24 protein-coding genes, 1 tRNA gene and 1 pseudogene are annotated in these 24,370 nt (G+C 65.3%); 22 read left to right on the plus strand and 4 right to left on the minus strand.

Annotated features, from left to right (window positions below):
* Positions 1–46: 46 nt before the first annotated feature.
* From dnaJ to F8O07_RS06355, 19 genes are all read left to right on the plus strand, one after another.
* Entirely contained in the window at positions 47–1,147 is a 1,101-nt protein-coding gene (dnaJ, locus tag F8O07_RS06265) for a molecular chaperone DnaJ (protein WP_158031228.1), read from the plus strand.
* Positions 1,147–2,016 (plus strand): 16S rRNA (uracil(1498)-N(3))-methyltransferase, encoded by an 870-nt coding sequence (locus tag F8O07_RS06270; protein ID WP_158031229.1) that lies wholly within the window; start codon positions 1,147–1,149, stop codon positions 2,014–2,016. The genes dnaJ and F8O07_RS06270 overlap by 1 nt, the downstream gene beginning before the upstream one ends.
* Positions 2,017–2,041: 25 nt before the next feature.
* Positions 2,042–2,392 carry an HIT domain-containing protein gene (locus F8O07_RS06275; protein WP_158031230.1) on the plus strand — a complete coding sequence of 117 codons (351 nt, stop codon included), beginning with the start codon at positions 2,042–2,044 and terminating at the stop codon, positions 2,390–2,392.
* Positions 2,337–3,473: a PhoH family protein gene (locus F8O07_RS06280; RefSeq protein ID WP_158031231.1), complete on the plus strand. Its 1,137-nt coding sequence runs from the start codon at positions 2,337–2,339 to the stop codon at positions 3,471–3,473. Before F8O07_RS06275 ends, F8O07_RS06280 begins: the two co-directional genes overlap by 56 nt.
* Complete coding sequence (gene ybeY / locus F8O07_RS06285) at positions 3,470–3,937, plus strand: rRNA maturation RNase YbeY (protein ID WP_158031232.1); 468 nt, start codon at positions 3,470–3,472, stop codon at positions 3,935–3,937. The genes F8O07_RS06280 and ybeY overlap by 4 nt, the downstream gene beginning before the upstream one ends.
* A complete protein-coding gene (locus F8O07_RS06290; RefSeq protein WP_158031233.1) occupies positions 3,934–5,283 on the plus strand; it encodes a hemolysin family protein in 1,350 nt (449 codons plus the stop codon). The genes ybeY and F8O07_RS06290 overlap by 4 nt, the downstream gene beginning before the upstream one ends.
* Entirely contained in the window at positions 5,280–6,266 is a 987-nt protein-coding gene (gene era, locus F8O07_RS06295) for a GTPase Era (protein WP_158031234.1), read from the plus strand. Before F8O07_RS06290 ends, era begins: the two co-directional genes overlap by 4 nt.
* Before the next feature lie 144 nt (positions 6,267–6,410).
* Positions 6,411–8,189 carry a 2-isopropylmalate synthase gene (gene leuA / locus F8O07_RS06300; RefSeq protein ID WP_158031235.1) on the plus strand — a complete coding sequence of 593 codons (1,779 nt, stop codon included), beginning with the start codon at positions 6,411–6,413 and terminating at the stop codon, positions 8,187–8,189.
* Between the two features lie 6 nt (positions 8,190–8,195).
* Positions 8,196–8,936, plus strand: coding sequence for a DNA repair protein RecO (gene recO, locus F8O07_RS06305; protein ID WP_158031236.1), 741 nt, complete (start codon positions 8,196–8,198; stop codon positions 8,934–8,936).
* A 12-nt stretch (positions 8,937–8,948) separates the two neighbouring features.
* A complete protein-coding gene (locus F8O07_RS06310; protein ID WP_158031237.1) occupies positions 8,949–9,794 on the plus strand; it encodes an isoprenyl transferase in 846 nt (281 codons plus the stop codon).
* Between the two features lie 105 nt (positions 9,795–9,899).
* Positions 9,900–11,285, plus strand: coding sequence for a glycine--tRNA ligase (locus tag F8O07_RS06315; protein WP_158031238.1), 1,386 nt, complete (start codon positions 9,900–9,902; stop codon positions 11,283–11,285).
* Complete coding sequence (locus tag F8O07_RS06320; RefSeq protein ID WP_158031239.1) at positions 11,282–12,466, plus strand: CPBP family intramembrane glutamic endopeptidase; 1,185 nt, start codon at positions 11,282–11,284, stop codon at positions 12,464–12,466. Before F8O07_RS06315 ends, F8O07_RS06320 begins: the two co-directional genes overlap by 4 nt.
* A 3-nt stretch (positions 12,467–12,469) precedes the next feature.
* Entirely contained in the window at positions 12,470–13,738 is a 1,269-nt protein-coding gene (gene dusB / locus F8O07_RS06325) for a tRNA dihydrouridine synthase DusB (RefSeq protein WP_158031240.1), read from the plus strand.
* A gap of 4 nt (positions 13,739–13,742) precedes the next feature.
* Entirely contained in the window at positions 13,743–15,068 is a 1,326-nt protein-coding gene (locus F8O07_RS06330) for a deoxyguanosinetriphosphate triphosphohydrolase (protein ID WP_158031241.1), read from the plus strand.
* 84 nt (positions 15,069–15,152) lie between these two features.
* Positions 15,153–17,090 carry a DNA primase gene (gene dnaG, locus F8O07_RS06335; RefSeq protein WP_158031242.1) on the plus strand — a complete coding sequence of 646 codons (1,938 nt, stop codon included), beginning with the start codon at positions 15,153–15,155 and terminating at the stop codon, positions 17,088–17,090.
* 43 nt (positions 17,091–17,133) lie between these two features.
* Positions 17,134–18,063, plus strand: a complete 930-nt coding sequence (locus F8O07_RS06340) for an NAD(P)-dependent oxidoreductase (RefSeq protein ID WP_158031243.1) — start codon at positions 17,134–17,136, stop codon at positions 18,061–18,063.
* A gap of 28 nt (positions 18,064–18,091) precedes the next feature.
* Positions 18,092–19,387 carry an alpha-hydroxy acid oxidase gene (locus tag F8O07_RS06345; RefSeq protein WP_158031244.1) on the plus strand — a complete coding sequence of 432 codons (1,296 nt, stop codon included), beginning with the start codon at positions 18,092–18,094 and terminating at the stop codon, positions 19,385–19,387.
* A gap of 66 nt (positions 19,388–19,453) precedes the next feature.
* Positions 19,454–19,912 (plus strand): GNAT family N-acetyltransferase, encoded by a 459-nt coding sequence (locus F8O07_RS06350; RefSeq protein WP_158031245.1) that lies wholly within the window; start codon positions 19,454–19,456, stop codon positions 19,910–19,912.
* Between the two features lie 152 nt (positions 19,913–20,064).
* Positions 20,065–20,685 carry a TetR/AcrR family transcriptional regulator gene (locus F8O07_RS06355; RefSeq protein WP_158031246.1) on the plus strand — a complete coding sequence of 207 codons (621 nt, stop codon included), beginning with the start codon at positions 20,065–20,067 and terminating at the stop codon, positions 20,683–20,685.
* 27 nt (positions 20,686–20,712) lie between these two features.
* Here F8O07_RS06355 and F8O07_RS06360 read toward each other — a convergent pair whose 3' ends face one another.
* Entirely contained in the window at positions 20,713–21,315 is a 603-nt protein-coding gene (locus F8O07_RS06360) for a GNAT family N-acetyltransferase (protein WP_158031247.1), read from the minus strand.
* 80 nt (positions 21,316–21,395) lie between these two features.
* Here F8O07_RS06360 and nrdI point away from each other — a divergent pair, with 80 nt between their 5' ends.
* A complete protein-coding gene (gene nrdI / locus F8O07_RS06365) occupies positions 21,396–21,824 on the plus strand; it encodes a class Ib ribonucleoside-diphosphate reductase assembly flavoprotein NrdI (RefSeq protein WP_158031248.1) in 429 nt (142 codons plus the stop codon).
* 80 nt (positions 21,825–21,904) lie between these two features.
* On the opposite strand, the gene F8O07_RS06370 is transcribed toward nrdI, so the two are convergent.
* Positions 21,905–21,977: transfer RNA gene (locus tag F8O07_RS06370), tRNA-Asn, on the minus strand.
* 158 nt (positions 21,978–22,135) lie between these two features.
* Positions 22,136–22,381: a hypothetical protein gene (locus F8O07_RS06375; RefSeq protein ID WP_158031249.1), complete on the minus strand. Its 246-nt coding sequence runs from the start codon at positions 22,379–22,381 to the stop codon at positions 22,136–22,138.
* Between the two features lie 157 nt (positions 22,382–22,538).
* On the opposite strand from F8O07_RS06375, the pseudogene F8O07_RS06380 reads away from it, so the two are divergent.
* Positions 22,539–22,622: pseudogene (locus F8O07_RS06380) on the plus strand.
* A gap of 143 nt (positions 22,623–22,765) precedes the next feature.
* Here the strand turns inward: F8O07_RS06380 and def are convergent.
* A complete protein-coding gene (gene def, locus F8O07_RS06385) occupies positions 22,766–23,332 on the minus strand; it encodes a peptide deformylase (protein ID WP_158031250.1) in 567 nt (188 codons plus the stop codon).
* Positions 23,333–23,443: 111 nt separating this feature from the next.
* Between def and F8O07_RS06390 the strand changes: the two genes are divergently transcribed.
* Positions 23,444–24,367: a DMT family transporter gene (locus F8O07_RS06390; protein ID WP_158031251.1), complete on the plus strand. Its 924-nt coding sequence runs from the start codon at positions 23,444–23,446 to the stop codon at positions 24,365–24,367.
* Positions 24,368–24,370 lie beyond the last annotated feature (3 nt).

A 24,370-nucleotide genomic window follows, 5' to 3' on the forward strand; every position in this document is an offset into this window, starting at 1 on the left:
CCGCCCCTGAGGCGAACGACGACCATCACAATTGGAGACGAACAGAATGACCGATCACTACGAAACACTGGGCGTGTCTCGTGAGGCGAACCAGGATGAGATCAAGAAGGCTTACCGCCGCCTGGCACGCAAGCTGCACCCCGATGTGAATCCCGACCCGCAGGCTGCAGAACAGTTCAAGCAGGTGACGCTGGCCTATGAGATTCTCTCGGACGAGACGAAGCGCGCGCAGTACGACCGCGGCGACACGGGTGACGGGCAGTTCGGCTTCGGCGACATCTTCGACGCGTTCTTCGGCGGCGGGGGAGGCGGTCGCGGACACCGCGGCCCCAAGCCACGCCAGCAGCGCGGGGATGACGCCTTGGTGCGTATCAACGTCTCGCTTCGTGACGTCGTGTTCGGCGCCTCAGAAGACGTCGAGGTCGACTCGGCGAAGGTCTGTGAGACCTGCACCGGCTCGGGCGCAGCGCCCGGCTCGTCGCCGGTGACCTGCGACTACTGCCACGGCGAGGGCTACGTTCAGCAGCAGGTGCGGTCTCTGCTCGGCAACGTGCTCACAGAGGCCGTCTGCCCGATGTGCAAGGGCTACGGAACGATCATTCCGCAGCCGTGCCCCGACTGCGCCGGCCAGGGCCGCCTGCGCTCACGCGAGACCATCACGGTGCCGATTCCGGCAGGCATCGACAACGGCGTACGTCTGCACCTTGCCGGTCGCGGTGAGGTCGGCCCCGGCGGCGGGCCCCGCGGCGACCTCTACTTCGAGGTGCACGTCGAGAACGACGAGACCTTCACCCGCGACGGCGACGACCTGCTGGCCTCACTCGAGGTCTCGATGACGGATGCGATTCTCGGCGCCAGCGCGAAGATCGAGAGCTTCGACGGCCCTCTCGACATCGAGGTCAAGCCCGGCGCACAGAGCGCTGACGTGATCACGATCGCCGACCACGGCGTCACGCACCTGCACCGCAACTCGCGTGGCGCGCTGCGAATCTCGCTGCGGGTGTCGACTCCCACCAAACTGAGCGGCGATCAGCGGCGTCTGGTCGAACAGCTGGCGAAGCTGCGCAACGACGAGGCACCGCACCTGACCAGCGCAGCGAAGTCGGGCTTCCAGCGCTTCCGCAAGCGGTTCATGGGTCGCGGCTGATGCCGCTGTTCCTGCCCGAGCAGCTGCTGCGTCTGGAGCTCGCCGCCGACAGTGACGAGCAGACCGTCAGCCGCACGCTCGCCCAGCTGCCCGGTCAGGCGTTTCACGATGCGGCCACCGCATCCGCATGGCAGGCGCAGCCCGGTGACCTCGTGGCCTTCGCCGGCGCCGAGGCGCACCACGCGACCTCAGTGCGTCGGCTGAAGCGAGACGAGACCCTGAGCGTCGCCGACGGCACCGGGCTCGAACTCGTCGGAGCCGTCGCCGCCACCACCAAGTCGATGCTCGCGCTGCGCGTCGAACAGCGAATCGCCCATGAGCTGGCGACGCCCTCGCTGACCCTGGTTCAGGCTCTCGCGAAGGGCGGTCGTGACGAGCTCGCGATTCAGAGTGCGACCGAGGCGGGTGTGGATGCGGTGGTGCCATGGCAGGCGAAGCGCAGTGTGTCGGTGTGGCAGGGGCGCAAACTGACGACGGGGCAGGAACGTTGGGCGTCAGTTGTGCGCGAGGCAGCGAAGCAGTCGCTGCGTGCACGTGTGCCAGAGGTCGGCGAACCGGTGACGACGCCGCAGCTTGCGGCGGCGTTGGACGGCGCGCAGGCAGACGCAGCAGGAGGGCGGCTAGCCCTGCTGCTCGACCCAGAGGCAAAGGAACGGCTGACCACGGTGTCGCTGGATCGGGCCGTCGAAGCAGCACACGGCGAGGTCATGGTGATCATCGGCCCTGAAGGCGGAACGGACCCCGCCGAACGCGACCGGCTGATGAATGCCGGGGTGATCCCAGTGCGTCTGGGCGAGAGCGTGCTGCGCACGTCGAGCGCCGGTCTTGCGGCGATCTCGGTCCTGAGCGCCCGGCTCGGCCGGTGGTGACCGGCGGGCGACTAAGATGAGGAGCATGAGCGCCGAGACACCCAGCATCTTCAGCAAGATCATCGATCGAGAGATTCCCGCCGACATCGTCGCCGAGACGGACGACCTGATCGCGATCCGCGACATCAACCCACAGGCCGAGCTGCACCTGCTGGTGATTCCCAAGAGCGCCGACTTCCGCGATGTCGTCGAGCTTGCCGAAGAACCCGAGCTGCTCGCCAAAGTGGTGAAGATGGCCGGCGATCTCGCCCGCCAGTACGCCGACGGCGAGTTCCGACTCGTGTTCAACACCGGCGCTGCCGCAGGGCAGTCGGTGTTCCATGTGCACGCCCACGTGCTCGCCGGCCCGACACTCGACGAGGGAAAACTTGTCTGACGCTGCATCAGAATCCACCCGCGGCACCGTACGAGTGCCGCTGAGCACCTCGGCGGTGCGCGTACTCGGCGCCGGCGACCTGCACCTGCGTCGCATGGAAGAGCAGTGGCCCGGCCTGCGGTTTCAGGTCGACCGCGACGGCATCGAGATCAGCGGATCGGGTGAACAGCGTGATGCCGCCGCACGACTCATCGAAGGGCTGGACGCCGAGGCGCATCATCGGCAGATCACCGGAGCCGTCGTTGACGCCGTGCTGAGACAACAGGCGTCGACTGCGCTGGGCTCTGTCATCGTCGGCGAAGGCACGCGAAGCGTTCGCCCCAAGACAGCCGGCCAGCAGCGCTACGTCGAGGCGATCGATGAGAACGTCATCGTCTTCGGCCTGGGCCCCGCCGGCACAGGTAAGACCTACTTGGCGATGGCCAAGGCCGTGCAGGCACTGCAGCGCAATGAGGTGAGCCGGATCGTGCTGACCCGACCGGCGGTCGAAGCCGGCGAACGACTGGGGTTTCTGCCCGGTGGGCTGCAAGAGAAGATCGACCCATATCTGCGCCCGCTCTACGACGCTCTGGGCGAGATGATGAGCCCCGAGTCGGTGCAGAAGCTGCTCGAGCTCGGCGTCATCGAGGTCGCACCGCTGGCCTACATGCGCGGCCGCACACTCAACAGTTCGTTCATCATTCTCGACGAGGCCCAGAACACCACGCCCGAGCAGATGAAGATGTTTCTCACACGGCTCGGCTTCGGCTCGCGAATGGTGGTGACCGGTGACTCCAGCCAGGTCGACCTTCCGGTGCGACGCAGCGGGCTGATCGACGCCGAACGTGTGCTCGGCGACGTCGCCGACATCGAGATGGTGCGTCTGAGCAGCGACGACGTCGTGCGTCACGGCCTGGTCAGCGCGATCATCGAGGCCTATGACGATCGTGCGGCGGCCGCCGAAAGCCGCGAGGCACCCAGCGCGGGCGAGCCAGCCGGCGCGCGGGAGCATCCGCATCGCCACACCACCCAGCCAACCGCGCCCGGCGAGAACGACGGGCGACGAACCACGCCGCGAGCGTCAGAAGGAGCACAGCAATGAGCGTCGAGATTCTCAACGAATCGGGCGTCACGATCGACGAGGGCCGCTTTCAGCGACTCATCACCTATGCGCTCGACGAGCTGCACGTGCACCGTGATGCGGAGCTCTCGCTGATCTTCGTCGAGGTGCCGGCGATGGAGCAGCTGCACATCCGCTGGATGCACGAACCGGGACCGACCGACGTGCTGAGCTTTCCGATGGACGAGCTGCGGCCGGGAACCTCCGATCGCCCCACAGACCCCGGGGTGCTCGGCGACATCGTGGTGTGCCCCGACGTCGCGGCCGAGCAGGCGGTGCGCGCCGGACATCCCGCTGAGCAGGAGATGCTGCTGCTGGTCACGCACGGCCTGCTGCATCTGCTCGGCTTCGACCACGCCGAGCCCGACGAAGAGAAAGAGATGTTCGCTCTGCAGAACGAGATTCTGATCACCTTTCTGCACAACGAGCGCGTCGCGGGACGATGACTCTGTCGCTGATCCTGATCGCCGTGGTGCTGATCGGCGCCGGCGGAGTGTTCGCCGCCGTCGAGGCCGCGATCGTGACACTGCCGGTCGCTGAGATCCGCGAGATCGCCGAAGACCACCCGAAGCAGCGCAATCGTCTGCTGGCCATCGCCGCGCAGCCGCGCGAACATGCCAACACGGCGGCTTTCGAACGTGTGCTCAGCGAGATGGGCGCTGCGGTGGTCGTGACGATCGCCCTGGTCAACGCCCTGCCGAACATGGTGCTGGCGCTCATTGTCGCGATCGTCGCCATGACGCTGGCGTCGTTCGTGCTGGTGGGCGCGTCGCCGCGCACCTTCGGCATCAACCGGCCAGAGAAGGTGCTGGTTCGCACGGCTCGTCTGATTTCGATCTCGCGAATCGTCATCGGGCCGATCGCGGTGTCGCTCTCGTCATACGGCCGTCGAACGAATCGTGTCGCCGAGGCCGATCAGGATGACGACACGCAGCTCATGCATCTGGTCGACAAGGCCGTCGAGCGCGACGTGCTCGAACAGGGGGAGCGCGAGCTGATCCATCAAGTGGTCGAGTTCGGCGACACACTCACGCGGTCGATCATGATTCCACGCATCGACATGCGCACGCTGGATACGACGACCACGCTCGACGACGCGATGGACGTCTTTCTCGAGAGCGGCTATTCGAGGCTTCCTCTGCAGGACGAAGAGACCGAAGACGTCGTTGGGGTCGTCTACCTGCGCGACGTTGCGCGCGCGCTCTTCGAACAGGATGCCGCACGCGAGGGTCAGCGCACCGTCGAGTTCCTGGCACGTCGGCCGAACCTTGTGCCCGAGTCGAAGCCGATCGACGATCTGCTGGCTCTGATGCAGCGCACACGTCGGCACATGTGGATCGTCATCGACGAGTACGGCTCGGTGGCGGGGCTGGTCACGCTGGAAGACGTCATTGAAGAGCTGGTCGGCGAGATCAGCGACGAGCACGACCGCAACGCCTCCGAAGTCATCCGTCTGGCGCCGCACCGCTACCGTCTCAGCGCGCGACTGGCCTTAGACGAGCTCGGCGACCTCTTCGACGAAGAGCTCGAAGACGATGAGGTAGATACGGTCGGCGGTCTGCTCATCAAGGCGCTGGGGCACCTTCCGGCCCTCAACGAGCGCGTCGTGGTGGGTGACCTGTCGCTGACAGCCGCCAGAATCGACCCGCGAAGCCACCGCCTGCTCACCGTCATCGCCGAGCCCGCAGCAGGCGCCACGGCCAGCACGAATCGTCCGCAGACGACCGAGACCACACTCGAGCGCGCCCAGAGTCAGCGCGGCGCCTCCGACACCGAGAGAGACCGATCATGACCGATTCCGCCGAATCACCCGTTCAGCCTGACTCCGAGGTCAGTGCGCCGGCCGCGCCAGAGGCCGCGACCACATCAGCAGCAGACCGTCATCCCGACTTCCATGCCGGCTTCGTGGCCTTCGTCGGCCGCCCCAACGCGGGCAAGAGCACCCTGATGAACGCACTCGTCGGCGAGAAGGTCGCCATCACCAGCGCGAAGCCGCAGACGACACGACGAGCGATCCGCGGCATCCTCACTGCCGATGCCGGACAGATCGTCGTCGTCGACACACCTGGTCTGCACCGCCCGCGCACGCTGCTGGGGCAGCGGCTGAACGACATCGTCGAGGCCGAGCTCGACGGCGTCGACGTGGTGTGCGTGTGCCTGCCGGCCGACGAGGCGATCGGCCCGGGCGACCGGCGGATCATCGAGCAGGTCGGGCGACATCCTCGTGCCAAGCGTGTCGCGCTGCTGACCAAGACCGACCGGGTGCGGCCAGATGACGTGGCCGCCCGGCTGATCGAGATCGATGCGCTGGCCGAGTGGGCGACGCTGATTCCGGTCTCGGCGGTGACCGACGACCAAGTGGATGTCGTGCGCGACGAGCTGATCCGTCTGCTGCCCGCCTCGCAGCAGCTCTATGACGCCGAAACCCACACCGAGGACTCAATCGAGGTGCGCGCCGCAGAGCTCATTCGCGAGGCGATGCTCGAAGATGTGCGCGACGAGCTGCCCCATTCGCTGGCGGTGGTCATCGATGACGTCGAGGCCCCAGAGGCTGAGGGCGGAGTCACCAAGATCTACGCCAGCGTCTTCGTCGAACGTGACTCGCAGAAGGGCATCATCATCGGCAGAGGCGGGCAGCGGCTGAAAGCGTTCGGCACCGCGGCGCGCAAGCAGATCGAACAGCTGATCGGCGGCCGCGTGCATCTCGATCTGCGGGTGAAGGTCGCCAAAGAGTGGCAGACCTCGCCGAAGCTCCTCGATCGCCTCGGATTCTGAGCGCTCGGGGTCTGCTATGCTGTTGCGCATGCGTTCGGTGCAGCTTCTTCTTAGCCGCCGCGGCGAGTCTTAGATTCTAAGACCTTCCTCGCCGCGGAGTTTCGTCGTGGTCTTGACACGCAAGTCTCGAGGAAGAGAAGCACAATGGAAAACCGCCAGCAGCCCAGCGGCATGCACACCGACAAGTACGTTCCCTATCACCAGCAGTTCTCCGTCGAACTGCCTGATCGCACCTGGCCCGATCAGCACTTCACGAAGGCCCCGCGCTGGTGCGCAGTCGACCTGCGCGACGGCAACCAGGCTCTGATCGATCCTATGGATCCCCACCGCAAGCGCGTGCTCTTCGATCTGCTGGTCGAGCTCGGGTTCAAAGAGATCGAGGTCGGCTTCCCCTCCGCCAGCCAGACCGACTTCGACTTCGTGCGGTCTCTGATCGAAGACGGAGCGATTCCCGACGACGTGACCATCCAGGTGCTGACGCAGGCACGTGAGCACTTGGTGCACCGCACCTACGAGGCGCTGCAGGGCGCCAAGCGCGCCGTCGTCCACTTCTACAACTCGACCTCCGTGCTGCAGCGCGATGTCGTCTTTCACAAAGACCGCGCCGGAATCATCGACATCGCCGTCTCAGCAGCGCAGCTGTGCAAGCGACTCGAGGGGGACATCCCCGACACCGAGATCACGTACGAGTACTCGCCAGAGTCGTACACCGGCACCGAGCTCGACTTCGCCGCTGAGATCAGCAACCGCGTCATCGAGATCATCGACCCCACTCCTGAGCGCCCGATGATCCTGAACCTGCCCTCAACCGTCGAGATGACCTCGCCGAACGTCTACGCCGACTCGATTGAGTGGATGGGACGCCATATCGACCGCCGTGACTCGGTGCTCATCTCGCTGCACCCGCACAACGACCGCGGCACCGGTGTCGCTGCAGCCGAGCTGGGCTTTCTCGCCGGCGCCGATCGCATCGAAGGCTGCCTGTTCGGCAACGGCGAGCGCACCGGCAACGTCGACCTGGTCACCCTGGCGCTGAACCTGTTCACGCAGGGGGTCGATCCCGAGCTCGACTTCAGTGACATCCCGCGCGTTCGGCGCATCGTCGAGTTCTGCAACCAGCTCGATGTGCACGAGCGCACGCCCTATGGCGGCGATCTCGTGTTCACGGCGTTCAGCGGCTCGCATCAGGATGCGATCAAGAAGGGCATGGAACGCATGCAGGCCGACGCCGATCACGTCGGCAAAGACTTCAACGAGATTCCGTGGGCGGTGCCCTATCTGCCGATCGATCCGAAAGACATCGGCCGAGACTACGAGGCGATCATCCGCGTCAACTCGCAGTCGGGCAAGGGCGGCGTCGCCTATCTGCTGAAGGCCGATCACAACCTCGATCTGCCGAAGCGCCTGCAGATGGAGTTCTCGTCGGTCATCCAGCACAAGACCGACTCCGAGGGCGGCGAGGTGAGCAGCCCGCAGATCTGGTCGATCTTCTCGGACGAGTACCTGCCGGCCGACAACCAGGGCAACAAGTGGGGCCACTACGAGCTGCTCGGTCTGAGCACCACCTCTGAGATGACCGGTCAGGTGCACATCGAGGCGAACATCCGCCGCGGCGACGAGCGCAGGCAGGTGGGCTCCACCGGCAACGGTCCGATCGACGCGTTCGTCAACAGCCTGCGCGACGCGGGAGTCGACGTGCAGGTCGAAGACTACGTCGAACACGCGCTGAGCTCGGGCCGTGACGCCGTGGCAGCCGCCTACGTCGACGCCAGCGTCAACGGGGTGCGTCTGTGGGGCGTCGGCATCGACGCAGACAGCTCGACGGCGGCTCTCAAGGCTGTGGTCTCGGCGGTGAACCGCGCGATCCGAGCTGAGACGGCAGACGCCGAGCGCGAGCCGGCCACCGCATCCGCAGGAGCCTGACCCCGCGTGCCCCTGTATCGTGATGAGGCGGTCGTGCTGCACACCCATGACTTGGGCGAGGCCGACCGCATCATCACGATGCTGGCACGCCACCACGGGCGGCTGCGAGCGGTCGCCAAAGGTGTGCGCCGCACCTCGTCGAAGTTCGGCGCACGCCTCGAGCCTTTCAGCGTCGTCGACCTGCAGTGCTTCGAGGGGCGCACTCTCGACACCGTCACCCAGGCCGTGACCTTGGCGAACTTCGGTGCGGCCGTCGCCGGCGACTACACGAAGTACACTGCGGGCACCGTGATGCTCGAAGCCGCCGAACGGCTCAGCGCCGAGACGGCGAACCCGGCGCTCTACCGACTGACCGTCTCGGCACTGCGGTCACTGGCCCGCGGCGAACACGATCCCGTCTCGACCGCAGACGCCTTTCTGCTGCGTGCGCTGTCGCTCTCTGGGTGGGCACCGTCGTTCGCCGACTGCGCACGCTGCGGCGCACAGGGGCCCCACCGACTCTTCTCAGCCGTTGCCGGCGGCATGGTCTGCGACACCTGCGCTCCGAGCGGCTCACTCGCCGTCGAACCGCGCACACTGGAGGTGCTCGCGGGGCTGCTTTCGGGCGTTTGGGAACTGGTCGACGGCGCCAGCGACGACGATGCACTCGCGCGATCACGGGCACACGAGATCACCTCGAAGTATACCCAGTACCACCTAGAGCGTCGTGTGCGTTCCCTGCGTCACCTCGACGGTCAGGGCACGTAGAATCAGAGCGCTATGACATCCTCAGCTGATTCGAAGCCCACCATGCTGCCGCTGGACTACGCCGGCGGGCAGCCGCCGAAGATCCCCGCGAAGTTTCTGCCGGCGCATGTCGCGATCGTCATGGACGGCAACGGGCGGTGGGCGAACCAACGCGGTCTCACCCGCACCGAGGGGCACCGGGCCGGCGAAGAGGCACTGCTCGACGTCGTCGCCGGGGCGATCCAGATGGGGGTGAAACATCTCTCTGTGTATGCCTTCTCGACCGAGAACTGGAAGCGCTCGCCCGATGAGGTGCGCTTTCTGATGGGCTTCAACCGCGATGTGCTGCACCGGCGGCGCGATCAGCTCCACGCCTGGGGTGTGCGCGTGCGCTGGGCTGGCCGGCGCCCGAAGCTCTGGCGCTCGGTCATCAAAGACCTCGAGATCGCCGAAGAGCTGACCCGAGACAACACCGTGATGGATCTCACGATGTGTGTGAACTACGGCGGGCGGGCCGAATTGGTGGATGCCATGCGCGCGATGGCCGAAGAGGTGGCCGCCGGTCGGCTGCGGCCGCGCGGCATCACCGAACGCACCATCGAGCATCACCTGTCGACCTGGCCCGTGCCCGACGTCGATCTCTTTCTGCGACCCTCGGGTGAGCAGCGCACCTCGAACTTTCTGCTCTGGCAGTCGGCCTATGCCGAGTTCGTCTTTCAGGACGTACTCTGGCCCGACTTTCGGCGGGCGAATCTGTGGGATGCCGTGGTCGAGTACGCGCATCGCGATCGCCGGTTCGGAGGTGCGGTCGATCATCCCACCGAGGCGTCGGGGGAGCGAACGGTCGAGGCTCGCCCGGATTCTGTGCCGGGCGTCTAGACTGGAGAACGGGTGCCTGCGTGCGCCCAAGCCCTTTCGACCGCGGTCGTGTGACGTGCCAGTCATGTCTCGATCTCGGCGACAGCCAATGAATCAGGAGTGCGTGTGTCCAAGTCATCCCGTCTCGATGCGGTCATCTCACTCGCGAAGCGTCGCGGGTTCGTCTTTCCCTCTGGAGACATCTACGGAGGCACGCGTTCTGCATGGGACTACGGCCCTCTCGGCGTCGAGCTCAAAGAGAACATCAAGCGTCGCTGGTGGGACGACTTCGTGCGCGGCCGCTCCGACATGGTCGGTCTCGACTCGTCGATCATTCTGCCGACCAAGGTATGGCAGGCGTCTGGGCACGTCGAGACCTTCACCGACCCTTTGGTCGAGTCGTTGCACACGCACAAGCGCTATCGTGCCGACCATTTGATCGAGGCCTACACCGCGAAGCACGGTCACCCGCCTGTCAACGGCCTCGCCGACGTGAATGATCCTGAGACGGGTCAGCCAGGCGCATGGACCGAGCCGCAGCAGTTCTCGGGGCTGATGAAGACGTACCTCGGCGCCGTCGACAACGAGCAGGGTCTGCACTATCTGCGCCCCGAGACGGCTCAGGGCATCTTCGTGAACTTCGCCCACGTCGTCACCGCGGCGCGCAAGAAGCCGCCGTTCGGCATCGGCCAGATCGGCAAGGCATTCCGAAACGAGATCACGCCCGGCAACTTCATCTTCCGCACTCGTGAGTTCGAACAAATGGAGATCGAGTACTTCGTCAAGCCAGAAGACGCCGACGAGGCGTTCAAAGCCTGGGTCGAAGACGCCTGGAACTGGTTCGTCGACCTCGGCATCGACCCGGCCAACCTGCGCCGGTTCGACGTGCCAGAAGATGACCGCGCACACTACTCGACCGGGACGATCGACGTCGAGTACAAGTTCGGCTTCGAGGGCGGGGAATGGGGCGAGCTCATGGGCATCGCGAACCGCACAGACTTCGATCTGAAGAACCACACCGAGGCTTCGGGCAACGACCTCAGCTACTTCGACCAGGCCACCGGCGAACGCTACATCCCGTACGTCATCGAACCGTCGTTCGGACTGACCCGCTCGCTCATGGCGTTCCTGGTCGACAGCTACGACGAAGAAGAGGTGCCGAACGCCAAAGGCGGCACCGACAAGCGCACCGTGCTGCATCTCGACCCGCGTCTCGCGCCCGTCAAGGTGGCCGTGCTGCCGCTCTCGCGCAACGAGAAGCTCTCGCCCGAGGCACGGGGGCTGGCCGAGCGCCTGCGCAAGCACTGGAACGTGCAGTTCGACGACTCCGGCGCGATCGGCCGTCGCTACCGTCGTCAAGACGAGATCGGCACGCCCTTCGCCGTGACCGTCGACTTCGACACCCTCGACGACCATGCCGTGACCGTGCGCGAACGCGACTCGATGACGCAGGAGCGAGTGTCGCTCGACCAGATCGAAGGGTACCTGGCGCAGCGGCTGATCGGCGCGTGACCGTGCCCCGCTCTCAGCGCGAGCAGTCGCAGCCACTCGGCTGGCAGCACCAGCCATTGGGCTGGCACTGGGAGTGGGTGCGGCCCGAGCCTCTGCAGTTTCACCGTCTGCAGCTGAGTCTGCCCAACTACCGCTGGTGGCGGCCTCTGCTGACGCTGCTGCTCGCGGTGGTGTACTACCTCGTGCTCTCAGTGCTGCTGTTCGTCGTCTACGGCATCGCGATGTTCGCGAACAGCCGCAGCGGCCTCGCCGGTCTCGAGGGGCTCGACACCTCTCGCGTCACCGATCCGATGACGCTGTCGCTGCTGCTCGTCTCGGTGATCCTGATGGCGCCGGCCGTACTGCTGGCCTGTCTGTCAACCGGTCTGCGACCGTGGCGGCATATGCTCTCGGTCACCTCGCGCATCCGCTGGCGGTGGATGCTCTGGTGCGTCATGCCTGCCGTCGTCACGTTCGTGGGCACGCAGCTGCTGGTCTCTGTGCTCACGATCATCGCGTCGCTCACGACGGGCGGCATCTCAGACCATGAGGCGAGCGAGCTGTCGAGCACCCAAGGATGGGTCGGGTGGCCGACCTACGCCGTGCTGCTCGGCATGATCATCGTGCTGGTACCGCTGCAGGCGGCCACCGAGGAGCTCGTCTTCCGAGGGCTCCTTCTGCAGACCGTCGGCGGCTGGGTGCGTCGGCCGTGGCTGGCGGCCATTCCCAGTGTGCTGCTCTTCACGGCAGGCCACGGCTACGGTTTCTGGGGGCAGCTGAGCATCGTCGTCTTCGCCGTCACCACGGTCTGGCTCACGATTCGCACTGGCGGGCTCGAGGCCTCGATCGCGTTGCACGTGGTCAACAACGTGCTGCTGTTCGTGGTGCAGGCCACCGGCATCACAGGTGACGACACGCTTGAGGGCTCTGCTGACACGCCGATCGTGCTGTTCCAAGAAGTGATCCTCTGCGGCTCGTTTCTCTGCTGGGTGCTCATCGCGGCGCGTCGTCGTCGCATTGACAACAGGTTTCATCCTGCGCCGCACCCGGTGCCCGTGTGGCACGGAGCGCAGCCGACGTTCGCAGCGCAGCCGACGTTCGCAGCGCAGCCGACCGACGACACCGTCTCTATCCGAACCCTTCAGCCGTCGACCGACGGCGATGACGAACAGCATCCCCCGATGCAGAGAACACAGAAGTAGCGCATGACAGAACATCTCACCGCTTCGGCCGATGCCCGACCTGCGACGCAGACGGGCGCAGAACGGCGGAACGACGCCGCATCCGCACCAGCAGACGTGCCTTCGGCCACTCGGGGCCTGCAGATCGGCCGCCTGCACGTCGACACCCCGGTCGAGCTCGCACCGATGGCCGGCATCACGAACCGAGCGTTTCGGCATCTTGCCCGCGACTATGGCGGCGGCATCTACGTCTGCGAGATGATCACGACGCGTGCCCTCGTCGAGCGCAACGCCGAGACGATGCGACTGATCACGTTCGACGACGACGAGTCGCCGCGATCGGTGCAGCTCTACGGCGTCGATCCGAAGACCGTGGGCGAGGCGGTGCGCATGATCGTGGCCGAAGACCTCGCCGATCACATCGATCTCAACTTCGGCTGCCCAGTGCCAAAGGTGACCCGCAAAGGCGGGGGAGCGGCTCTGCCCTGGAAGCACGACCTCTTCGCCTCGATCGTGCAGACCGCGGTGCGCAGTGCGGGCGATCTGCCGGTGACGGTCAAGATGCGCAAAGGCATCGACAACGATCACATGACTTTCGAGTGGGCCGCGAAGGCAGCCCGTGACGCCGGTGTCGCAGCGGTGGCGCTGCACGGGCGCACGGCGGCCGAGCACTACTCTGGGCATGCCGACTGGTCGGCGATAGCCCGCCTGCGCGAGATGCTTCCCGATGTGACGGTTCTGGGCAACGGCGATATTTGGTCGGCCGAGGATGCGATCCGCATGGTGCGCGAGACCGGAGTCGACGGCGTGGTCGTCGGTCGAGGCTGCCTGGGACGACCTTGGCTGTTCCAAGACCTGGAGCGGGCGTTCGCCGCGTATGCCGCCGACCCGACGAGGCCGAGCTACGAGTATCAGCCTGCGCAGCCGAATCTGCGAGAGGTCGGGCAGGCTCTGCTGCGGCATGCGCGTCTGCTGGGCGATTTCTTCGACGACGAGATGCACGCCTGCCGCGACATCCGCAAGCACGTCGCCTGGTACTTCAAGGGGTATCCGGTCGGCGGCGAGCTGCGCCAGCGCATGGCGCTGGTCGAGACGTTCGGCGAGCTCGAAGACCTGGTGGGGCAGCTCGACGCAAGCGTGCGCTATCCGGGCAAAGACGCCGAGGGGCCGCGTGGTCGCGCCGGTCGCCCGAAGCGTCCGCACCTGCCCGAGCACTGGCTTGAGTCGAACCTGCTCGACGCCGAGCAGTCGTCCTGCCTGCTCGAGGCCGAACTCGACGTGAGCGGCGGCTGATCGCATGAGCGAATGTGAGAGCGGGGCGCGCGACAGTCGTGCGGCTGCCACGGTGACGGTCACATCTTCGGGGCGCTTGAAGCGGGCGAAGTACTCCAGGGCCGACCGGGAGCGCTGGTACCCAGAGACGCACACGAACCGCCGCGGCGACTTCGAACGCGACCGCGGTCGAATGATCCATTCCTCGGCTCTGCGCCGGCTGTCGGCCAAAACCGGTGTGTTCTCGCCGACCGCGGGCCTCGACTTCGTGCGCAACCGACTGACGCACTCGCTCGAGGTCGCCCAGGTGGGTCGCGAACTCGGCAAGTCGCTCGGGCTGAACCCCAATCTGGTCGACAGCGCCTGCCTCGCCCACGACTTCGGCCATCCGCCGTTCGGACACAACGGTGAGATGGCCCTGGCCGAGTGGTCAGTGCGCTTCGGCGGCTTCGAGGGCAACGCGCAGACGCTGCGGCTGCTCACCCGCCTTGAGACAAAGCGCATGGTCGACGGAGTCAGCTACGGGCTCAACCTGACGCGTGCCACGCTTGACGCCACCGCGAAGTATCCCTGGGGCGTCGAAGAGGGTGTGCGCCGCGCCGACGAGACCGGGGGCCCGCTGAAGTACGGCGTCTACGCCGACGATCTGCCGGTCTTCGAATGGCTGCGAGCCGGGGCGCCCGCAGGGCGGCGGTGCATCGAGGCACAGGTCATGGATCTCAGCGACGACATCGCCTACTCGGTGCATGACTTCGAAGACGGCATCGTCGAGCGCTATGTCGACCCCGAGATCATCAACGACCCGCAGCATCTCGACGAAGTGCTGCGCGGCGCGATGATCTGGACGGGCACACGGCACTCGCCAGACGAGCTGGCCGCTGCGCTGCATCGTCTGCAGCGGCTGCCGCTTTGGCTCTGGAACTGGAGTGAGAGCCGCGAGCATCTCGCCCAGCTCAAAGATCTCACCAGCGAGCTGATCGGCCGATTCTGCCGATCAGTCACTGAGGCCACCCGTGATGCACATCCAGTCGGCAGCCTGATCCGGTACCGCGCCGACGTCGAGCTGCCGGCCACGACCTCAGCCGAGATCACACTGCTGAAAGGCATCGTGGGCATGTTCATCATGGCCTCTGACAGCCTGCAGCCGTATTACGAGCGGCAGCGCTCGATGCTGGCGGCGCTGCTCGACGCGCTGTGGTCGACCGGGGATGCACATCTCGAGCCCGCCTTCCGCGAGCTGTGGCGAGCGGCACCCGATGACGACGGGCGTCGGCGTGTCGTCGTCGATCAGGTGGCGACGCTGACCGATCTTTCGGCCGAGCACTGGTACGCACGTTTCGTCGAGGGATAGCCGCGCCTCGTCGACGCACCAGCGAGGAAGGTCGCGTCGAGCCCCACGGGGGCGGATCAGCGCCGAGGATCTAGACTGGTGGGCATGGCCGGACGGATTGCACGACGCGACATCGACGAGATTCGCTCGCGCATCGACATCTCTGAGGTCATCGGCCAGTATGTGACGCTGAAGTCGGCCGGCATCGGCTCTCTGAAGGGTCTCTGCCCGTTTCACGACGAGCGTTCGCCCTCATTCCACGTGCGCCCCCAGCTCGGCTACTACCACTGCTTCGGATGCGGCGAAGGCGGCGACGTCTTCACGTTTCTGCAGAAGATGGATCACGTCACCTTCACCGAGGCGGTCGAGCAGCTCGCCGATCGGCTGGGCTACGAGCTGCACTACGAAGACGGCGGCCCCGATCTGCAGGCTCGCGGCCGTCGTGCCCGCATTCTCGAGGCCAACGAGGCTGCACGCAGCTGGTTCGCCCAACAGTTGAACAGCTCCGAGGCGAAGGTCGCCCGCGCCGAGCTGCTCCGCCGTGACTTCGACTCCCACGCAGCCCACGAGTTTCACATGGGCTATGCGCCCAAAGGCTGGAACGGCCTGCGCGACCACCTGCAGCAGCGCGGATTCACCAATGACGAGCTGATCGCCGCCGGGCTCGTCTCACAAGGCCAGCGCGGCATCTACGATCGGTTTCGCGGTCGACTGATGTGGCCGATCATCGATCTCACCGGCCGCACGATCGGGTTCGGTGCCCGCAGACTCTATGACGACGACCAAGGGCCGAAATACCTCAACACGCCCGAGACCGACGTCTATCACAAGGCAAAGGTGCTCTACGGTCTCGACCTCGCCAAACGCGCCATCGCGAAGAAGCGTCAGGTGGTCGTGGTCGAGGGATACACCGACGTGATGGCCTGCCATCTGGCCGGCGTCGACACTGCCGTCGCCACCTGCGGCACCGCCTTCGGCCCGGGGCACATCGAGGTCATCCGACGGGTGCTTGCCGACGATGCCTCTAAGCCGGCCGAGGTGATCTTCACCTTCGACCCCGATGAGGCAGGGCAGAAGGCCGCTCTGCGCGCGTTCGCCGAAGAGCAGCGCTTCGTCGCGCAGACCTACGTGGCCATCGCACCCGACGGCCTTGACCCCTCAGATCTGCGTATGAGCCGGGGCGATCAGGCCGTGCGAAGCATGATCACGGCGAAGACCCCGCTTTTCGAGTTCGCCATGCGCCAGGTGATCAAGCGCTTCGATCTGAACACTGTCGAAGGCCAGGTGCAGGCGCTGCAGCAGGCCGCTCCGATCGTCACCAGTCTGCGCAACCGGGCGCTGCAGCCCGGCTATGCCCGCGTGCTCGCCGGATTGGTCGGGGCAGACCCCGACGAGGCCCTGCGCGCGGTGCGAGCAGCCGAACGCGATCGGTCGCGGCGTTCGACGGCTTCGCCTGAGGCGCCTGCGGTGAGCGCGCAGCAGGTGGGGTCGGGCTTCGTCAGAGCCGGTGATGCCGAGCAGCGGTCGGATGCCGTGGTCGCGCCCGCCCCCGCTGTGCCGGTGCACCGAGCCGATCTGCCGATGGGCTCGCAACATGCCAGACGCGAGGTGCAGCTCGCCGAGGCTCTTCTGCAGGTGCCCGAGCTGTGCCCGCCCGATCTGCGCAGCCGAGTCGAACAGCTGCCGGTCAACGAACCCCGCCTGCGTCAGCTGCTCGAAGTGCTGTTCTCGGTGCCGAACTACGCCGAGCAGAAGAACCGCGTCGAGACGGTCGGCGAGCGCGTCGCGCCCGAGCTGCAGTCGTTGGTCGGCGAACTGGCGATGATCCAGCTGCCGGTGAGCACCGGTGCCGAGGCTGCCGCCTATGCACGCGAGGTGCTGACCCGGTACCTGCTTGACCGACTCGACCAGCGCATCCGCGAGCTGCTCGGTAGACTCTCGCGAGGAGCGGCCGTCGCTCCGCCAGACCAGGTGCGCAACGTGCAGCGCATGCTCGTCGACCTCGAGCAGGAGCGCAGAGACCTGCAGGAGTCGATCGCCTGAGTCTGTGACACACGCGATTCAGTCATCACACAAAGGAGTTCCCATGACGATCACCGTTCTTCCCGAGGCTCAGGCCCCGTTCGTCAAGGCCGTCGCCGCAGGCGGCGTCGAGGCGCAGCCGCTCAGCGCCGAGACCGAGGGTGTGGTCTGGCTCGATCCGAAGGGCGCCTCGCAGCTCGCTGAGGTGCTCGACGCCAACCCGCAGGTACGCTGGGTGCAGCTGCCCTTCGCCGGCGTAGACGCGTTCACCGACGTCTTCACGAGACACAGCTCGATCACGTTCACCTCTGCCAAGGGCGCCTACGACGAGCCGGTCGCCGAGCATGCTCTGGCTCTCACTCTCGCTGCGCTGCGGGACTTCGGCCCCTACTCACGGCGCACCAGCTGGAGCGATCAGGCCGGCCGCTCTCTCTACGACCTGCGCGTGGCGGTCGTCGGTGCAGGCGGCATCGGTCGTGAGATTGTGCGTCTGCTGCAGCCGTTCCGCGCGAAGATCACGGTCGTGCGACGTCGTCAGCAGCCTGTCGAAGGAGCTGAGCGCGTCGTCGACGATCAGACGTTCCGCAGTCTGGTGGCAGAGTTCGATGTGATCATCCTCGCTGCGGCGCTGACGGCCGGCACGAAGCACCTGCTCGGTGCCGAAGAGTTCAAGGCGCTGCCGAACGACGCGGTCGTCGTGAACATCGCCCGCGGCCCGCAGATCGACACCGATGCGCTGGCCGAGGCCATCGCCCAGGGCGAGATCGCGGGCGCAGGCGTCGACGTGACCGACCCCGAGCCTCTGCCCGACGGTCACCCGCTGTGGACGGCGGGCAACGTGATCATCACACCGCACACGGCGAACACCTGGGCGATGGCGCAGAAGCCGCTGTCAGCTCGAATCAGCCACAACGTGCGCGCATTCCTCGGTGAGAGCGACGGCGGCAGCGCCGTCGAGTTCGCCGGTGTGGTCGACAAACAGGCCGGCTACTGAACCACGACGAGAAGAGATCAGCAAGACAATGACGAAGCGTCGATTCCCAGACCCCAAAGAGTTCAGCCAGTTTCTGCGGCTGAAGCCGTTCGAGCCCAACGGCAAGAAGCGCCGACTCGACAAGGCTGCCGACCTCTGGGACATCCGGCTCATCGCGAAACGTCGCACTCCCAAGGTGGCCTTCGACTACACCGACGGTGCGGCCGAGAGCGAGATCAGCCTGCGGCGGGCACGACAGGCCTACCGCGACATCGTCTTTCACCCCTCGGTGCTGCGTGACATCGCAGAGATCGACACCAGCACCGAGGTGCTCGGCGCCAGTGCCGCCATGCCGCTCGGCATCTGCCCGACCGGCTTCGTGCGCATGATGAATCACGAGGGCGAAGTCGCTGCTGGGCAGGCGGCACGCGACGCAGGCATTCCGTTCAGCCTCTCGTGCATGGGCACCACCTCGATCGACACACTCGCCCAGAGCACGCCAGGCGGTCGCAACTGGTTCCAGCTCTACCTCTGGAAAGAGCGCGACCGGTCGCTGAAGCTGATCGAGCAGGCGCAGCAGGCAGGCGTCGATACGCTGATCGTGACGGTCGACACCGCTGTGGCCGGCGCCCGCCTTCGCGATGTGCGCAATGGCATGACCATTCCGCCGAGGCTCACCGGCAAGACGTTCATGAACGGTGCCGTTCGCCCATGGTGGTGGTTCAATTTCTTGACGACCGAGCCGCTCCGGTTCGCGGCGCTCGATTCCTGGCAAGGCACGGTCGGCGAGCTGGCCAACCAGATGTTCGACCCGACCGTCTCGTTCGACGACGTCGACTGGCTTCGCGAGCAGTGGAAGGGCAACCTGGTCGTCAAAGGCATTCAGAACGTGGATGACGCCAAGCGGGTGCGCGACCACGGCGCCGACGGCGTCTGGCTGTCGAACCACGGCGGGCGACAGCTCGACCGAGCGCCGGTGCCGCTGCACCTGCTGCCAGAGGTGCGTGCGCAGCTGGGCGACGACTACGCCATTCTCATCGACACCGGCATCATGAACGGTGCCGACATCGTCGCCGCCGTGGCCAATGGTGCCGATATGGCGATGATTGGGCGCGCCTACCTCTACGGGCTGATGGCTGCGGGCAAAGAAGGCGTCGCCAAGGTGCTTGAGCTGCTGCGAGGCGAGTACACGCGCACCCTGCAGCTGCTCGGCGTCAACAGCACGGCTGATCTGACCCCGGATCATGTCGAGCTGCTGCAGCGGCTGACCCCGTTGGCACGGCCTCATGCCGCAGCAGGGCAGCTGTCGACCGCCCGCTCAGGCCGGAAGACACGACACAGCTGAGGCAGCAGCCGTCATGCAGACGTATATGCTGAGGTCTTCTCGGACAGGGTGCCATATGATGCTGCCATGAGCACACTGAGACTTGAAGAACTGAACGCGAAATACATCATCGCTGCCAACGCGCTCTCGCTGAAGCCAGGCCAGGCGCAGTACATCGCTCCCGTCTCGTACTCAGCTGCGGTCTCGGTGGTGAACCCCGACACCGCGTGGCAGCGCGTTGTGGTCGATGACGAGACCGACGAGGTCGTCGGCTTCATCCACGGCAGCTTCGACCCGCACGCTGATCGCGACGAGTTCAGCGCGGCTCTCTGGCGCATCCACGTAGACGCCCGGGGGCAGGGCAGGGGCATCGGGCGGTTCGCCGTCGAGGCCTTGGCCGACGAGGCTCGGACACGCGGCTTTGGGGCGCTCTATGTGATCTACGAACCCGGGGAAGACGGCCCCGGACCGTTCTTCGAGCACGTCGGCTTCATGACCATCGGCGAGACCCCCTATGGCGAGTCCGTGGGGCGCATGTCACTGTGATACCCCGCTCAGTCTGAGCAATCACATGCGGGTGTCACATCAGACGATGATTATGCGATACACTGTGCAACGGGGGAACCAATGGGGGGACCGTTCGTCTCGGGTCTTCGGGCCCGAGACGAACCGTATCGGACATCTCATCTAGGAGCCCCTTGACTGATCCCCGTCTCACGTCAGCACGCGAGGGTTCCCGTCGACCTCTTGACGAAGGCGTCTCTCAGGCGATCATCGATTCCGTCGTCGACATCACGCTCGCCCACGGGCTGCGTGAGGTGACGATCTCATCGGTCGTGACCGCGGCGAAGACCACGAGACCTGCGTTCTACCGTCGCTTCAAGAGCCTCGACGAGATGCTGCTGTTCGTCGCCAACTCACGCACCACTTCGTTCGACGCATCAGACCGCGAAAGTCTCGAAGAAGATCTGTACGCCGTCCAGCTCGTCTCCGTGGAACGGCTGAACGACCGATTTCTTCGTGCCGTGCTGCCGTATCTGGCGTATCGCGGCATGTCAGACGGTTCTTCTTTGCACCTGTTGAACAGGGATTTCATCAGTCCCTTTCGTGACGCGGTCAGGTTTGCGCTCGAACGTGCAGTCGATCGTGGAGAGATCAGCCAGATGCCGGATCTGAGCGAGGTCTGCAATGTGCTCTCTGGAATGCTCGTGCCCGATGCACTCTGCTCGGAAGGCTCACGAGACCTCACAGAGCGAGACGCCCGCCGTTCGGCACAGGTCGCCGCGTTAGCTGCGAGGCTCGAGCCGTCAGACGGCTGAGTGCCAGCCTAGGCCTGAGATGGTCGCTCAGCGATGGTCTCGGAGGATGCTCTTCGTCATATAGCGGCCGGTGCGCATGCCGTCGTGCGAGATCGGAACCGGCAGCAGCTGATCAGTGCCGGGCGCCAGGATGGGCAGAGTCACGTTCTGAGTGTCGTGCCCGGTGAACCCGAGCGCGGCGAAGAACCCCTCGGATGCCTCTTGACAGACCTCTTCGGCGAATGCGTAGACCCCCGCGATGCTGGGATGCAGAGACGAAATCGCCAGGGCAGCCTCGATCAGAGCCCGGCCGACGCCGGTTCCACGCTGCTCGGGAATGACCGCGAGCTGGGGGAGCAGCGCCCACTGCGAGACGAACGAGCGTGCGATACGTGGGTCCAACCCATTTGCGATGATCATGTAGACCTCGGTGTCTGCCCGGAGCACACAGGCACCCAAGAGGGTTCCGTCATCGTCGCGTGCGGCGAGCACCGTCTCATCGACTCCTCCAAGGGATCGAACCAGTGCGGCCGTCTGCGCATCGGGTTCGTCAGGAAACAGCGGCATCGTCGTCTGAAGCTCTGCCTGGAGCAGAGCGCGGCAGGCGGCGCGATCGTCAGCGCTGCGTGCGCGTTTCACCGAGAAAGACATGACCAGCAGTCTACTGAGCGATTCGGCAGCTCGCCGGCAGGGAACCGATCGGCACTGCGGCAAGAGGCATGATGGAGAGCATGAGAGAGACGCCGATCTACTATTACTCGTCAGCCAGTGGCCTGGTGCGACGCTTCGCCGGGCATCTTAACAGAGACGTGCGCGACCTCTCAGATCACGACGTGCGCAACAGCGTCACCGACGGCCCCTGGGTGCTGCTGACGCCTTCGTACAAAGCTGGCAACGGGGCCAATGACACCCTGCCGAAGGCCGTGCTGAGGTTTCTGGCCTCGCCGCAGAACCGACGACACATGGTGGGTGTCATCGGATCGGGAAACCGTAACTTCGGCGAACACTACCAGGCAGCCGCACGACAGATCGCGCAGCGTTCTGGACGACCGATGCTCTTCGAGTTCGAACTCTCGGGCACACAGGAAGACGTGGCACGGTGCCGGGAGATTCTCGCCGAGCTGGACGAGAGGCTGGATGAGAGACATCGACTGGTGTGAGCCTGAACCGGCAGGAAACCTGAACCGGCATGGAATGAAAAAAGCCCCCGCCAGGATGATTCGACCGGCTGGGGCTTTAGCTCCCCCGGTTGGACTCGAACCAACAACCCTTCGGTTAACAGCCGAATGCTCTGCCAATTGAGCTACAGGGGAATACCGCGTTGCAACTTCTCCATAATAGCAACTGGCCGACGTGGTGCAAAACCAAGGCGGTTCTGCCCGCCTCTGCGCGCAAGCTCGGGCGTGTCGTCAGACGCAGAACGCCCCCACCGATCAGGGCAGGGGCGTTCTCGGTCTGGCTGCCGAGAGAATCAGTCGTTCGAGAACCAGGTCGACACCTGCAGGGCGGTGAAGAACCCGGCGGTCATCATGAGCAGACCCAGCAGGTGCTCCCAGAGCCCGGCGTCGCCCTTCATCGGTGCGTTGCCGAGAACGAAGCCTCCGCCGATGAACAGGCCCAGCGATACGATGACGAGAATCAGCGAAGTGAATGTCAGGCCGTGGCTCGCGGCCTGAACCTTGCGGCCCTGTTCGTTCTTGGCGCTTGGCGCGTTCATAGTCTTGCTCCTCGATACGTTGCGTGGTCGGCGCGTGGCGCGGAGTGCGACACGTCGTCGTCAGCAACCATCATCTCACGCAATACGCGCAGCGCCCATTCACACTCTGTCATCTTGGCCACCGCAAAACTGATCCGCCGTAGCATGAGCATGTCAACGCGGTGTATCCAAGTGGACGAAGGAGGCGGTCTCATAGCCCGCCGCACGCCAGCCGTCGCAGGTTCGAATCCTGCCATCGCGTCTCTACTGAGTGTCGTGCTTTATGCGACTGGGTCGCGATTTGAGCAGATATCTTACCAACGGTTTGCATCTGAGCCGATGATCTACGTACTATTTCGTGTCTGCTGATCTCGCCTTCCCCCCCTGTGAGGTCAGCAGACTTTTTTATGCCTCGACGTCGTCGACCCCCGGCGTCCACGACAGCCCCGGCCGGCCCCATTTCTGTTTGCGAATGATCTTGCGCGCGGCATATGCGTGAGGATCCTCTAAACGGTCGACGTAGAGAATGCCGTCGAGATGGTCGTACTCATGCTGAAAGATGCGAGCCAGCCACCCCTCAGCTTGTACCTCGTAGGGCTCTCCGTTCTCGTCTTGGGCCTTCAGAATCGCCTGAGTCGCGCGTCGCGTCGGAAATCTCAGCCCAGGCACCGAGAGGCACCCCTCTGCGTCATCGTCGTCATCCAGCTCGTCAAGGGGGAGTGGAGTGATCCAGAGCTCCGGGTTGGCCGCGACGCCTTTGTGCTCGATGCCCTCGTCATCGGTCCACCCGTAGACGAAGAGACGGGCGTCCAAGCCGATCTGCGGTGCAGCGAGCCCCACGCCCGGTGCTTCGTACATGGTCTCGAACATGTCGTCGACCAACGTGTGCAGCTGGGCGTCGAAGGCGGTCACGGGCTGGGCGACGTGGTGCAGCACGGGTTCGCCCGTCACCACGATGGGAAGAATGGTCATGCCTCCATTATCCGTCGCCGTTGCAGGATCGGCCGACGCACCGTGCCTCAGAGCTGTCGCCTCGGCATCGACCGATACGATAGAGACACCGATCGAACAGGACGTGAATCCGTGGGCAACGCCATCGCCATCCTGATCGCAGCGCTCGGCGCCGTGATCATGTCCATCGGCACCCAAATGCAGAGCTCCGGCGTCGCCAAGACCGACAAGAGCATTGACGAGCAGGCAGGCACGGGCGGGTTCAGTCTCCGCGAGCTGCTGAATCTCTTTCGTTCGAAGCGCTGGGTGATCGGCACACTGCTGCTCGGGCTCTCTGTGGTCGTCCAGGTCACGGCGCTGAGCATGGCGCCGATCATGGTCGTTCAGCCGATCGGCATCATCGCGCTCGTGCTGACCACGTATCTCAACGCGCATCTGGCCAATCTGCACATCGGTCGCTCCGTGCTGACCGGCGTCGCCATGTGCATGGTCGGCATCGGTCTCTTCGTGATCATGGCCGCGACCATCGCGGTCGATCACCCCGTCACCGATCGTCGGCTCATCGAGGTGCTCCTGCTGCTCGCCTGCGTACTGGTCGTCTTCGCCATCGGCTTCGCGCTGTTCGGTCGCAGAATGCGTGCCGTCGTCTACATCATCGGCGCGGGCGTGCTCTTCGCCTTCGTCTCGACGCTGGCCAAGCTGCTGGTCGCGCGCGTGCGAGACGGCAACTTCGAATGGCTCACGCTCGTCACGGCCCTCGCCCTGGCCGTCACCGCGGCACTCGGGTCGTGGTTCGTGCAGAACGCCCATGCCTCGGGGCCGCCTGATCTGGTCATGGCCGGGCTCACCGTGATCGACCCGTTGGTGGCCGTGCTGATCGGCATGATCGTGCTCGAAGAGGCGACGAAGGCTCCCTTGTGGATGCTGGCCGCTTTCGTGATCACCGGTGCGATCGGGGTCGGCGGCGTGTTCGTCATCGCGCGCCATCATCCCCAGGTGCGCGGCCTCAAGCGGGCTGAGGATCGCCTCAAGATCAGTCCTCCGCCGCACTCCTGAGAC

The organism is Pseudoclavibacter sp. CFCC 13796 (assembly GCF_008831185.1).
Classification (GTDB): domain Bacteria; phylum Actinomycetota; class Actinomycetes; order Actinomycetales; family Microbacteriaceae; genus Pseudoclavibacter_A.